Origin of the sequence: Nocardia sp. NPDC023852, from assembly GCF_040639505.1 — a bacterium.
In the GTDB taxonomy this organism is placed as follows: Bacteria; Actinomycetota; Actinomycetes; order Mycobacteriales; family Mycobacteriaceae; genus Nocardia.
This window is the reverse complement of record NZ_JBFAAB010000002.1, coordinates 484,833-498,088: the sequence shown is the minus strand read 5'-3', so window position 1 is coordinate 498,088 and position 13,256 is coordinate 484,833. Positions and strand designations below refer to the sequence as shown.

At 67.1% G+C, this 13,256-nt stretch carries 11 protein-coding genes and 2 pseudogenes; 9 read left to right on the top strand and 4 right to left on the bottom strand.

What is annotated here, in order from left to right; genetic code table 11:
• Positions 1–453 precede the first annotated feature (453 nt).
• From mptB to AB0H00_RS05975, 8 genes and pseudogenes are all read left to right on the top strand, one after another.
• The gene (gene mptB, locus AB0H00_RS06010; RefSeq protein WP_357261496.1) at positions 454–2,136 is read left to right on the top strand and encodes a polyprenol phosphomannose-dependent alpha 1,6 mannosyltransferase MptB; all 1,683 of its coding nucleotides are present in this window, start codon (positions 454–456) and stop codon (positions 2,134–2,136) included.
• A 150-nt stretch (positions 2,137–2,286) separates the two neighbouring features.
• Positions 2,287–3,219 (top strand): ABC transporter ATP-binding protein, encoded by a 933-nt coding sequence (locus AB0H00_RS06005; RefSeq protein ID WP_357261493.1) that lies wholly within the window; start codon positions 2,287–2,289, stop codon positions 3,217–3,219.
• A complete protein-coding gene (locus AB0H00_RS06000; RefSeq protein WP_357261490.1) occupies positions 3,216–4,007 on the top strand; it encodes an ABC transporter permease in 792 nt (263 codons plus the stop codon). The genes AB0H00_RS06005 and AB0H00_RS06000 overlap by 4 nt, the downstream gene beginning before the upstream one ends.
• Positions 4,008–4,075: 68 nt before the next feature.
• The gene (locus tag AB0H00_RS05995; protein ID WP_357261488.1) at positions 4,076–5,050 is read left to right on the top strand and encodes a heme A synthase; all 975 of its coding nucleotides are present in this window, start codon (positions 4,076–4,078) and stop codon (positions 5,048–5,050) included.
• Between the two features lie 76 nt (positions 5,051–5,126).
• Positions 5,127–6,063: pseudogene (pip, locus tag AB0H00_RS05990) on the top strand (prolyl aminopeptidase).
• A gap of 111 nt (positions 6,064–6,174) precedes the next feature.
• Positions 6,175–7,059, top strand: coding sequence for a universal stress protein (locus AB0H00_RS05985; protein ID WP_357261485.1), 885 nt, complete (start codon positions 6,175–6,177; stop codon positions 7,057–7,059).
• A 24-nt stretch (positions 7,060–7,083) separates the two neighbouring features.
• Complete coding sequence (locus tag AB0H00_RS05980) at positions 7,084–7,323, top strand: hypothetical protein (RefSeq protein WP_357261482.1); 240 nt, start codon at positions 7,084–7,086, stop codon at positions 7,321–7,323.
• Positions 7,324–7,535: 212 nt separating this feature from the next.
• The gene (locus AB0H00_RS05975) at positions 7,536–8,573 is read left to right on the top strand and encodes a cupin domain-containing protein (protein WP_357261479.1); all 1,038 of its coding nucleotides are present in this window, start codon (positions 7,536–7,538) and stop codon (positions 8,571–8,573) included.
• A 234-nt stretch (positions 8,574–8,807) separates the two neighbouring features.
• Here the strand turns inward: AB0H00_RS05975 and AB0H00_RS05970 are convergent.
• The 3 genes and pseudogenes from AB0H00_RS05970 to AB0H00_RS05960 form a co-directional block, all read right to left on the bottom strand.
• A pseudogene (locus AB0H00_RS05970) lies at positions 8,808–10,067 on the bottom strand (cytosine permease); the annotation flags it as partial.
• Positions 10,068–10,372: 305 nt separating this feature from the next.
• Positions 10,373–11,173, bottom strand: coding sequence for a transporter substrate-binding domain-containing protein (locus tag AB0H00_RS05965; RefSeq protein ID WP_357261476.1), 801 nt, complete (start codon positions 11,171–11,173; stop codon positions 10,373–10,375).
• Positions 11,174–11,176: 3 nt separating this feature from the next.
• Positions 11,177–11,527: a hypothetical protein gene (locus AB0H00_RS05960; protein WP_357261473.1), complete on the bottom strand. Its 351-nt coding sequence runs from the start codon at positions 11,525–11,527 to the stop codon at positions 11,177–11,179.
• Between the two features lie 62 nt (positions 11,528–11,589).
• Here AB0H00_RS05960 and AB0H00_RS05955 point away from each other — a divergent pair, with 62 nt between their 5' ends.
• A complete protein-coding gene (locus AB0H00_RS05955; protein WP_357261470.1) occupies positions 11,590–12,555 on the top strand; it encodes a quinone oxidoreductase in 966 nt (321 codons plus the stop codon).
• A 52-nt stretch (positions 12,556–12,607) separates the two neighbouring features.
• Here the strand turns inward: AB0H00_RS05955 and AB0H00_RS05950 are convergent, their stop codons facing one another.
• Complete coding sequence (locus AB0H00_RS05950; RefSeq protein WP_357261468.1) at positions 12,608–13,216, bottom strand: TetR/AcrR family transcriptional regulator; 609 nt, start codon at positions 13,214–13,216, stop codon at positions 12,608–12,610.
• Positions 13,217–13,256 lie beyond the last annotated feature (40 nt).

The window sequence follows — 13,256 nt, the reverse complement described above, 5'->3', positions numbered from 1 at the left end:
CAACATCAGTGTGGCGGAATTCGTTCCCGAAATCTAATAAGGGTGACCTGAGTTATTTGCCGCTCGACCTGCGGTCGAGCTGGCCCGAGACGCCGCCGGACCGGCCGAAGTGCGAACACCGTGCGGTCGAGGTGAACCTGAGCAGGATCGGAGTGACGTATCACACAGCGTTAGCCGAGGTATCCCTCGCCGAAAACTACAAGCGCTTCAGCACAGATCGGTGAACATGCTCGGGTCGGCCGGTCGACGGGCGCTGCCCACACGATGCGGAAAGCCGTGCCGCAGGAACCTCGCGTAGCCGAAGGCGACGTTCACCGAGGTTCACCGCGGGCTTCGAACTCCTTGCGAGCTGTTGGCGTACACCTCGGACTATCGGGCCCTGGCTTCATGAACTCCCGGGGAGAGGCAGGTTCACGAGCCAAGGCAATGGGAGGGAGCACTAGGCTTCGTCTCGTGGCGGTACTGGAGGGCGCACGGCGCAGCACACTGGCGTTCGCGCGCCGGGCACTCGGACTCGACGTGCCTGCGGCCGATCACACGATCGCGGTCCTGCATCGCGACGAGTCGGAGGTGCCCGGCCTCGACCGCAAGGAGCTGGTCCAGCTCGACCGGATTCGCCGGATGGGCGCGACCGGCACGGTGCTGATGGCGATCAGCGCACTCGGTATCGGCGCGCAGCCGGTGCACCAGAATCCCACCTCCGGCGTCCGCGTGCTCGGTATCTTCGCCCGCGCACACACCGGCTCGCTAGCCATGTGCATGACCGGCACTGTCGTCGTCGTACTGGCCTGGCTGTTACTCGGCCGGTTCGCGGTCGGCGGCATCGGCGGCTCCCCCATCCACCGGCTGACCCGCTCGCAGCTGGATCGCACGCTGCTGCTGTGGCTCATCCCGCTCAGCGTGGCCCCGCCGCTGTTCAGCAACGACGTGTATTCCTATCTTGCGCAGAGCGAGATCGCCGCGCGCGGCATCGATCCCTATCAGGAAGGCCCGGTCGCGGGACTCGGGATCGACAATGTCCTCACCAACAACGTCCCGACCATCTGGCGCGACACCCCGGCCCCCTATGGCCCGTTGTTCCTCTGGATCGGCCGCGGCATTGCCGAACTCACCGGCGACAACATCATCGCGGGCGTTTGGGTGCACCGGATTCTGGCGTTGGGCGGCGTCGCGTTGATCGTCTGGGCACTGCCGCGACTGTCGGTGCGCTGCGGCGTCGCGCCGGTGAGCGCCCTGTGGCTCGGCGCCGCCAACCCGCTGGTGCTGTTTCACCTGGTCGGCGGCGTGCACAACGACGCGCTGATGCTCGGTCTGATGCTGGCCGGGTTGGAGTTCTGTCTGCGCGCCATCGAGGACACCCACCCATTCGATGGAAGCGCCTACGCGTGGCTGATCACCGGGGCGGTCATCATCACGCTCTCCTCCTCGATCAAGTTCACCTCGATCATCGTGCTCGGCTTCGTCGGCATGGCGCTGGCCAGAAGGTGGGGCGCGTCGCTGCGCACGGTCGCGATCGCGGCGGCCATGCTCGGCGTGATCGCGGTCGGCACAACGCTTCTCATCAGTTCGGTGAGCGGGCTCGGGTTCGGGTGGATCTACACTCTGAACACCGCGAACGCGGTGCGCAGCTGGATGTCGCTGCCGACGGCGCTCGGCATCATCACCGGGTTCGGCGGCGTGCTGCTCGGACTCGGCGACCACACCACCGCGCTGCTGAGTATCACCAGGCCGATCGCGGCCCTGGTCGCAGGCTTCTTCACCGTTCGCATGCTGGTCGCCACCGGGACCGGTCGGCTACAACCGGTCGGCGCGCTCGGCGTGGCACTCGGGGCCATCGTGCTGCTGTTTCCGGTGGTGCAGCCCTGGTATCTGCTGTGGGCGATCGTGCCGCTGGCCGCGTGGGCGACCCGGCCGGTGTTCCGCCTCCCTGCCGTCGCGTTTTCGGCGGTCGTGAGCGTCATCCTGATGCCGCGCGGCGCCGACCTCGAGGTGTTCCAGATCGTCGGCGCCGCAATCGCCACCGCGATCGTCGGAGTACTTTTCGTCGTCATCACCCGCAACGCGCTGCCCTGGCGGGGGCAGACCGGGGTGTCGGCTCCGTCACAACTGCCCGCCTCTTACGGTGTGACATCGTGACCGAGCGCAGCGAGGGAGCCATCAACACAGCACCACCGGGCACGACGCAGCCGAGCGCCAGCGAGGCGGAGTCGTGACCGAGCGCAGCGAGGGAGCCATCAACACAGCACCACCGGTCACGACGCAGCCGAGCGCCAGCGAGGCGGCGTCGTGACCGCAGTCACTGGACCCGCCGTCAGCGTCGACGCGGTCGTCAAGCGTTACGGCGAGACCACGGCGGTGGACAGCCTGTCCTTCGCGGTCGAACGGGCGCAGGTGCTCGCACTGCTCGGCCCGAACGGCGCGGGCAAGACCACCACGGTGGAGATGTGCGAGGGGTTCGCCTCGCCGGATGCAGGTTCTGTGCGCGTGCTCGGCCTGGACCCGGTCGCCGATTCCGAACGGCTGCGCCCACGCATCGGCGTAATGCTCCAGGGCGGCGGCGCGTACCCGGGTGCGCGGGCGGGCGAAATGCTCGACTTGGTCGCCGCATATTCCGCCGATCCGCTCGACCCGGAGTGGCTGCTGCGCACGCTCGGGCTGCAGGACAACCGCCGCACGCCCTACCGTCGCCTCTCCGGCGGCCAGCAGCAGCGGCTCGCACTGGCCTGCGCACTGGTGGGCAAGCCGGAGATCGTGTTCCTGGACGAACCCACCGCGGGCTTGGACGCGCAGGCCCGGCTGATGGTCTGGGAGTTGATCGATGCCCTGCGCAGGGACGGGGTGACCGTCGTGCTCACCACGCACATGATGGACGAGGCGGAGCAGCTCGCCGACCAGCTGGTGATCATCGATCACGGCTGCGTCGTCGCCTCCGGCACCCCCGCCGAGGTCACCGCGCACGGTGCGGCTGGACAGCTGCGATTCTGCGCTCCGCCGAAACTGAACCTCGAATTGCTGACATCGGCTCTACCGGAAGGATTCGCGCCCAGGGAGACCTCGCCCGGCACGTATCTGGTGGAGGGCGAGATCAACCCGCAGGTGCTGGCGACGGTTACCGCCTGGTGCGCACGGATGAACGTGCTGGCCACCGATATCCGGATCGATCAGCGCCGCCTCGAAGACGTCTTTCTGGAACTGACCGGACGGGACCTGCGCGGATGAGCCAGCACGACATGACCGCCAATCGCTTCGCGCCGGGCACCTTCACCCCCACCCCACGTCCCAGCTCACGCGCCGCGATGATGAACGCGCAGACCCGGCTGGAGCTGATCCTGTTGCTGCGCAATGGAGAACAGCTGCTGCTGACCATGTTCATTCCGATCACCCTGCTGGTCGGCCTGAGCCTGCTGCCGTTCGGCGATCTCGGCACGGATCGGGTCGACAAGATCGTGCCCGCGGTGATGATGGTTGCCGTCATGTCGACCGCGTTCACCGGCCAAGCCATCGCGGTCGGCTTCGACCGTCGCTACGGCGCGCTCAAACGGCTCGGGGCGACGGCGCTGCCGCGTTGGGGCGTCATCGGAGGCAAGAGTGCGGCGGTGCTCATCGTCGTCGTGCTGCAGGCGATCCTGCTCGGCGTGATCGGCTTCGCGCTCGGCTGGCGTCCCGAGCCGGTTGGTCTGCTGCTCGGTGCCGGCGTGATCGCGCTCGGCACCGCCACCTTCGCGACGATGGGGCTGCTGCTCGGCGGAACGCTGAAGGCGGAGGTCGTGCTCGCGCTGGCGAACATCCTCTGGTTCGTCATGCTCGGCATCGCCAGCATCGTGTTCGCCTCCGACGACCTGCCGACCGCCGTGAACGTGCTGGCCAGGCTGGTCCCCTCGGGCGCGCTGGCGGTCACCCTGGAGGATGCGATGCGCAGCAGCGTCGACTGGTTCGGGCTGGCCGTGCTCGCGGTCTGGGGCGGCGCGTCCGGCGTTCTCGCGACCCGCTTGTTCCGCTTCCACTGACTCATCCAACGACGGAATGTAGTAGACCGGGTGCTGGCACCCAATCGGCCCCGGCTACCATTCTGGACGTGCTGTATCGCGCGTTTTTGCGACTCGTCGACAAGCTGCCGCTGCCCTCGCCGTCGGTGCAGCGCCTGATCGCGGTCGCGGTCATCCTCTCCCAGGCGGGCATCTCGGTCACCGGCGCCGTCGTCCGGGTCACCGCGTCCGGCCTCGGCTGCCCGACGTGGCCGCAGTGCTTCCCCGGCAGCTTCACCCCGGTCGCGGTCTCGGAGGTTCCGGCCATCCACCAGGCCGTCGAATTCTCCAACCGGCTACTCACCTTCGCCGTGACGCTGTGTGCCGCGCTGGTGGTGCTCGCGGTGACTCGTGCGCGCCGCCGCCGCGAAGTGCTCGTATACGCGTGGCTGATGCCCGGCGGCACGGTGGTGCAGGCGATCATCGGCGGTATCACGGTACGCACGGGCCTGCTGTGGTGGACGGTCTCGTTGCACCTGCTCGCATCCATGGTGATGGTGTGGCTCGCGGTGGTGCTGTACGCGAAGATCGGCGAACCCGACGACGGCATCGACACCGTACGGGCGCCCGCGGCGCTGCGCTGGCTCACCGGGCTCAGCGGTGTGGCGCTGAGCGCTGTGCTCATCGCGGGCACCATGGTGACCGCGGCGGGGCCGCACGCGGGCGACAAGAGCATCGAGCGCCCCGTCGAGCGTCTGCAGATCGAGATCGTCACGCTGGTGCACTTGCACTCGCAGTTGCTGGTCGGGTATCTCGCGCTGCTGGTCGGCCTGGCATTCGGTCTGTTCGCCGTCGGCATCACACCCGCGGTCCGCACCCGCCTGTTCACGCTGCTCGCGCTGGTCTGCTCGCAGGCGCTGGTCGGCGTGGTGCAGTACTTCACCGATGTTCCCGCGGCCCTGATCGTCGTGCACGTCGGCGGAGCAGCGGCCTGTACTGCCGCGACTGCCGCACTGTGGGCCTCACTGCGCAGCAGGGAACGGGTCGGAGCGCCGGTACCGGACACCGCAACGCAGGCGGCCTGACCGCCCGTTGCGGGTACCGTTGTCGTACGTGCCGACGCCTGAGCCGAAAACCGAAGCCGCCGAGACATTCCCGGACATCGAGCCCTACGACCACGGACTGCTCGACGTCGGTGACGGACACCGGATCTACTGGGGAGACGAGCGGCAACCCGAACGGCAGACCGGCGCTGGTCGTGCACGGCGGTCCCGGCGGTGGAGGACGGCGGGGCGCACGCAAGTCGTTCGACCCGGAGGTCTACCGGATCGTCTTGTTCGACCAGCGCGGCTGCGGGGAAAGCCTGCCGCACGCCTCCGACCCAGCGGTCGACATGGCGCACAACACCACCGACTATCTGATCGCCGACATGGAACGGCTGCGCGAACACCTCGGGATCGACCGGTGGCTGCTCCATGGCGGCTCCTGGGGTTCGACGCTGATCCTCGCCTACGCCGAGCGTCACCCGGAGCAGGTCAGCGGCATTGTGCTCGTCGGCGTCACGATGACCAGACCAGAAGAGATCGACTGGCTCTATCGCGGGGTCGCGCGACTGCTACCCGAGGAGTGGGAGACCTTCCGCAACGGCGTGCCCGCCTCCGACCGCGGCCGCGATCTCGTCGAAGCCTATCGCCGTCTGATCGAAAGCCCCGACCCGGCGACTCGCGACTTGGCGGCGCGGCGGTGGTGCGACTGGGAGGACGCCGTGATCGCGCACGAAAACCTCGGCAGCCCAGGCCAGTACAGCGCCAAAACGGAGGCGGCGCGGCTGGCCTTCGTGCGGATCTGCACGCATTACTTCGCCAACGCCGCCTGGCTCGAGGACGGTCAACCGCTTCGCGAGGCATACCGACTGACGGGCATCCCCGGCGTTTTGATCCACGGCAGACTCGATCTGAGCGGCCCGCTGTACACCGCCTGGCAGTTGGCCGAAGCGTGGCCCGACGCGGAACTCCAGGTCATCGAGAATTCGGGACATACCGGCAGCCCAGCCATGCGCACCGCAACCTTGCGAGCCATCGCCCGATTCGCGAGTTAAGTCCGAATTGGGACTTTGGTCCCCGTCATCGGTGTCCGGCGACCCCGTTGTCGGCAGTTTCCGGCTGCAAGTGTGAAAGGCATCCAGTCGACGCGAGCAACCGGAGACCAGATGAGCACGCCAGCCGACCATCGGTCGATCGTCGTCGGGGTCGACGGCACCGCTACGGCACTGGCCGCAGCCCGCTGGGCGGGCGACTTGGCGGCCCGCGAGCGTGTCCCGCTGGTGCTGCTAGGCGTCGCTCCCGCGCTCGAGCATCCGCTGACCGCGGTGGCGTTGGCGGAGACCGATCTGCTTCCTGAACTCCGCGCCGCGGCGCAGCGCAAGGTCGAAGAGGCATTCGCGGCCGTGCGCGGCGACCAACCACAGGCGGAGATTCAGCGGATCGTCGAAGCCGGCGTTGCCGCACGCAAACTGATCGAACGCAGCGCGACAGCGCGCGTAGTCGTGCTGGCCGCGAAGCTCAGCGACCGGTTCAGCACGCTGCTGCTCGGGTCCACGGCGCTCGTGGTCGCGAACAAGGCGACCTGTCCGGTGGCCGTATGGCGCGGAAAGACCGACCATCCGCTGCCGGATCGGCGGCCTGTACTGGTCGGTGTCGACGGCAGCCCGGGCAGCGCCGCCGCGATCGGCGAGGCATTCGAGTTGGCGTCGGCGCTCGACGTCGGGGTGCTGGCGTTGCACGCCTGGAACGACCCGGACCTGCTGCAATGGACTCCGGTACCCGATGCCTGGACCACCCTCGCCCAGCGGGAGAAGGCACTGCTGTCCGAGCGCTTGGCCGGATGGAGCGAAAAGTATCCGGACGTCGCGGTCACCAAGGTGGTTCAGAAGAGCTTGCCCGCGCAGGCACTGCTCGAGCACGCCGAGGACGCGCAAATGGTGCTGATCGGCAGCCGCGGGCACAACCGCCTGACCGGGCTCCTGGTCGGCTCGACCAGTCAGAACCTGCTGCACCACTCGACGCGGCCAGTGGTCATCTGCCGCGAACAGTAGAACTTCCCACAGGAGGCCATTGTTATGAGCCACGATCTACACCCTGGACAGCGCGATCCGGACCTCGTGCCACTCGCACCGGTCGCGCTGGTCCTCGGCGTGGTGATGGTGGTCACCGCGCTGGCCGTAGTAGTCGAAATCCCCCGCTTGACATCGGATTACGGCATCATGGTGGTCGCCGCGGGCGTCCTCTACCTCGTTGGGGCCGGCTCGCTGATGTACTGGGGCATCGACCAGCTCCGGAATCGCTCGGACCAAGCCTGATCTCGCACGCCCACACGGTTCGCTGAAGAAGCGGCTCGTTGAGCAGCCGGGACGGGCCTGTGGTTCGCCAGGCAGCATGGTGACCATATCGGGCGGCGCGCCACTCCTGCGCACTGAACATGCGGCCGCGGTCGTGCAGGCCGCGAAATACGATGCGCCCGGGCGCGCAAAGTCGAACAGAACGATCTCGAAGCTGCGAGCAAGGAGGGACCGTGTGCAATCCGTCGATCCATGTCGCCTCGCTGCGGAAGGGCGAAGAGGTCTACCGCAGCGAACTCGGTTCGCTGACCAGACTCACCGCCGACAGTTTTCCGATCCTCAGCGGGCTCTCGATCAAACACCTCACGCTGGCGCCCGGCGCGGTTCGCGAACCGCACTGGCACGCGAATGCCACCGAACTCACCTACTGCACCGCCGGGCAGGCGCTGGTATCGGTACTGGACAACGGCAGTAACTTCGCCTCGTTCCTGGTGAGTGCCGGAGAAATGTTCCACATCGATTCCGGCGCCCTGCACCACGTCGAGAACGTCGGCGACACCGACGCGGAATTCATCCTGGCGTTCCGCCATGAGCGACCTGAGGACTTCGGATTCAGCGCTGCCCTGGGCGCGATGACCGACTCCGTGCTCGGCAACACCTACGACCTGCCTGCCGCGGAGTTCGCCGAGATCCGGCGCAGCACCACCGCCAGGCTCATCGCGCAACGCGACGGCGAACCCGATATCCCGGCCGCCGCCCATTTCGGCGATCCACATCACTTCGCCATCGAAGCGATACCGGCGACGGTGGACTCACCGGTCGGCTCCGCGCGCACCGCCCGCGAACAGTTCTGGCCGGCACTGCACGACATCTCGATGTACTCGCTGCGGGTCCGGGAAGACGGCATGCGCGAACCACATTGGCATCCTGTCACCGCCGAAATGGGCTACGTCCACCACGGTTCCGCACGTATGACGGTCATGGATCCGGACGGGACCTTGGACACCTACACCGTGAAGGAAGGTGAGGTGTACTTCATCCCCCGCGCTTACCCCCACCATATCGAGGTCGTCGACTCACCCCGAATTCACCTGCTGATCTTCTTCGACCAACCGACACCCGCCGACATCGGCTACCGCGCCTCGATGAGCGCCTACTCCCGCAAAGTCCTCGCCGCGACATTCGGCACCACCCTCGACGAACTCCCTGACCTTCCCTTCACCCCCACCGACCCCCTGATCGTCAGCCGAAACAACCCCCTCGCCCCGTAGTCGAAGCAATCGGGCGCAGGCGTCATCGTCCTGGGAAACAATCCCCGGCTGCTCGGGCATGTTCGGCACCTGCGAGAGCGGTCGCACCCGGTGTAAGGCCGCGTACCCCACGGTCGCGAGGACGAGGGCGACGAACACGCCGAGATTGCTGCTACCCAGGCTTCCTGCGCGAGCCGCCGGCGTGAACAGGTAACCCAGCAGCGGGCCGATATGCGGATCAGGGGAGGTGACCAGGCCGAGGCCGACAATCGTCGCAACAACCAGGCAGCCGACCCCGGCAATGTTCACTCGGCCATAGCCGCCGGCCAGGCTGTAAAGAGCCACGCGGTCATACCCCAGACGACGCCGTTGCCATATGTCGACCACGTACACGCCCGCCCAGGCGGCCATCACCACCCCGGTAGTGGTGAGGAACGCCTGAAATGGCGCAAAGAAGCCCGGCGCGGCGAAGGCCACGTACCCGCCTGCGGCGGCGATCAGCACCGCATCGACCAACACGGTGAAATGCCGAGGGATCCGGACGCCCAGCGTTTGCAGGGCAAGCCCTGAGGAGTACAGGCCGATAATGGAACCCGACACGAATCCTAGCAACGCCAGCGCCAGATACGGCACCAGGAACCAGGTGGGCAAGTGGGCTGACAGGGCACTCACCGGATCGGTCGCGGCCTGCTCCGCGACGTCGGGGTTTCCTGCGGCCAACAATGTCCCGAACCCCATCAGGACGATGGCAGGTGCGGTACCACCGAACGTGGTCCAGCCGACCAGCGCGCGTTTACTGGACTCACGAGGAAGATATCGAGTGTAGTCGGCCGCGCAGTTGATCCAGCTCAGGCCAAGTGTATTGGCGACCAGCATGACACCGCCCGCGAACGCACCCACGCTCGCCTGGCCATGTGCCGCAAACGAGATGTTGGGTAGCGTCAGCACGAAGTAGCCGACCGACAGCCCGGCGAATACGAGGGCAAACCACTTCTGGATTCGCAAGATCACATGGCAGCCGTAGATTCCGACCACGGTGGTCATCAGGATGACCGTGACCAGCGCGACGACCATGACCGGATCGGTATTCATGTCCGGGTCGAGGCGATGCGCCACGGTGCGAGCCGCGAGGGCCGCCAAGACCGCCGAGAACGTCTCCCACCCCACCAACGCAAGGTAGCTGAGCAAGGTCGGGATCTTGTTGCCGTGGAATCCGAATGCCGCGCGGCCTGCCACCATCGTCACCGCCCCACCCTGCTGCCCGGCCAGAGAAACCAGGCCGAGCAGGCCGAAGGAAAAGACCGCGCCAACCGCCGCGGCCAGCGCCGCAAGGTGCCAGTCGAGGCCGAGCGCTGTCACATACGGACCGAATGACATCAGGACCACGTTGCAGCTCGTGGCAGCCCACGGCCAGAACAGAGCACGCGGCTTTCCCCGCCGTTCCTCGTCGGTGACCCACTCGGTGCCTTTGCGCTCGAAGGACCAGTCCGAAGCCCTCGCTGCTTTCACTGCCATGTGAAATCCGTTCGACGGGAGCGGGTTGTCCGAACCGACCGGCGCAAGTACGTACACTCGCTCATTGAACCGCTGACTGACGGCACAATAAACGAGTGTAAGGTCTCGAACGGTTTGCGCAAGCCCCTTCAGCGGCACAGCCGCACCCGCCTCCGGGCGTCCAGTGCTGGCACTTTGTCAGCGAACTTGTGGAGTACGCCTGCCGCTATCGCGGCGTCGAAGACGACGGCCGAGGCGATTCGGCGTGTTGGTTGCAGCAGCGAATGTGACGGCCCAGGAGTCCCTGACCCGCCGCGGCGGGTCCTTCAGCCGATGGAAGCGTTCGGCCCGATCCACTGGTCGAATAGCCGGTCGACCGAACCGGTCGCGAGTTGCGTCGCCAACCAGGCGTTGAGCGCGGCGGCCAAGAGCTGGTCGTCCTTGCGAACCAAGAGCACCTTGCCGAACGAGTCGAACGGCGTCTCCGGGTGCAGCACTTGCAGGTCCGGGTGCTGACGCACGCGGTAGCGGCCCTCGACCGAGTCGGTAACGAATACGTCGGCACGGCCGTGTTCGATCTCGCCGAAGATGGTCAGGTTGTCGGGCCACAGGGTGAGCTGCGCGTCCGGGAAATTCTTGCGCGCGAATTCCTCATTCGTGCCACCCCGATTCGCGATCACTCGGACGCCGGGCCGGTTGATCTGCTCGATCGTCGAGAAGTCGGTGCCGCTCGAACGGCGCGTGATCGGCGTCTTGCCGTCGGTGCCGTAAATGATCGAGAAGTCGGCGAAGACGCGACGGGACGGCTGATCGGAGATGCCGCCGACGGCGATATCGCAGTGCCGCTCGGCGAAATCCGTCCTCAACGTCGCCCACGTCACCGGCACGAACTCGACCGGACGGCCGAGCACAGCCGCGAATTCCTCCGCGAGATCGATGTCGACGCCACGGTAACCATCCGCACCGTCGCCGACGGAGTATGGCGGATAGTCCCCGGTTGTGCAGGCGCGCAGAGCATTCGACAGCTCCTGCGCGGCGGCCGGAATCACCGACGCGGCAAGGGCTGTCCAGCCGGCGACGAAGACTGCGCCGATGCGGCCGGACAGCCGCATAACTCGATAGCGCACCGCTCAGTCCTCGTTGCGCGCCTTGGGGAAACGGGTCTGTCGGGCGACCCAGCCCGCCATCTTGGCCCAGTGGCCTCGGCGCGGCGTGACGACCGAGGTGAGTTCGCGATCCCATTCGCCGGATTCGGTCAGGCCGTCGACGAAGCCGACGAGCTCCTCGGCGGTGTCCAGGTCGGCGACGACCCGGTCACCGAGAACGCCGTCGGCGCCTACCAGGGTGACGCGGACGCCGATGCGCCCGAGGGGCTGGAGCACGGCCGTGGCGGAACCGCCGTGATCGGCGACGAATCCCTTGACGGACTCCACAAGGGCGCCCGACAACTTCGCCGGGGCCGTGGCGGCTCGAGTACTCATGACAACGGAGTTTACCGACCGGTAGAAAGCAGCCCAGCCGCTCGGGTGTACAACTGGAGTTCATGCACGCCATTCAGGTTTCCGAACACGGCGGTCCCGAGGTCCTGAAGTACGTGGACGTGCCCGATCCACGCATCGGGCCGGACCAGCTGCTGGTCGACACGCAGGCGATCGGCATCAATTTCATCGACACCTACATCCGCACCGGCCGCTACCCGCAGGACGTCCCGTACATCCCCGGCGCCGAGGGCACCGGCGTCGTCACCGAGATCGGCGCGAACGTGAGCGAGTTCGCGGTCGGCGACCGGGTCGCGTGGGCGGCCGCGCCGGGCAGTTACGCGCAGAAGGTGGCGGTGAACGCCGCCGTCGCCATAGCGGTGCCGGACGGAGTCGAGGCTGCGGTGGCTGCCTCGGCGCTGCTGCAGGGGATGACGGCGCACTACTTGATCGAGTCGATCTACAAACCGGAGCCAGGGGAAACCGTGCTGGTGCACGCGGGTGCGGGCGGTGTCGGGCTGATCCTGACCCAGCTGGCCACGGCGCGCGGAATCCGGGTGATCACGACGGTGTCCTCCGACGACAAAGAAACCCTTTCCCGCGCGGCGGGCGCCGCCGAGGTGCTGCGCTACGGCGATGATCTCGCCAACCAGGTGCGCAAACTCACCGACGGCGTCGGCGTGGCCGCGGTCTACGACGGCGTCGGCGCGTCGACCTTCGAGTCGAGTCTGGCCTCGCTGCGCGTCCGCGGCACGCTCGCCCTGTTCGGCGCCGCGAGCGGCCCAGTGCCGCCGTTCGACATACAACGGCTCGGCCCAGCCGGTTCGCTCTCGGTCACTCGCCCGACCCTCGCGCACTACATCCGCGACCGCGCCGAATTGACCTGGCGCGCAGGCGATGTACTCGGCGCCATTGCCGACGGCTCACTGAACATCCGAATCGGCGGCACCTACCCGCTCGCCGACGCCGAGCGGGCCCATCGCGACCTGGAGGGCCGCAAGACCACGGGTTCCATCGTTCTACTCCCCTAGGCTCAGGCCGGAAAGCATTGGCCGTGGTCAGTCGCCGATTGCCCACCGCCCATCAGCAATCTCGCCCGGTGAGTCCGCGGTAGACGAAGCGAGTCAAGCCGTTCACCGCCTGTTCGTCGGTCAGCTCGACGGTGCCGTCCTCGACCGCGACCACCAGGCTTTGGGTGAGCAGGAACATCATCGCCAAACTGGCGTCGGCCGTGCTCGGCAGCCGCAATCCCTTGTCGGCGAAGCCTTCCACGTGGTCGATGATGTCCGCGCGCTGCTCGCGGCCGAACCGCGCGACCATGCGAGCGAAGTCGTCGTTGACCAAGGCCGCCTGATTCACCGCGCGTAGCACCGCCGCGTGTTCCCGCGCGAAAGCCCAGTACCCCTCGACGTGGTAACGCACCGCCTCCGGGTCGCTGAAGTCCGGGTTGTGGTCGGGCTTCTCCGCGCGCTCGTCACCCGCCGCGGACAGGTCGCTCAGTAGTGCTTGAAGCAGTTCTTCCTTGCTTGCGAAGTGGTTGTAGAACGACCCCGCGGCCCGGCCCGCGGTCGTCGTGATGTCGGTGATCTTGGTATTCAGATAGCCGCGCTCGGCGAACAGCCGCAGTGCGGCGGCCTTCAGCGCCTGCTCGGTCTCGGCCGACTTCTCCTTGCGGCTCAGGGACACCCGCATCACCTCCTTGACACGGAAACGTACCAACTCGCATACTGAA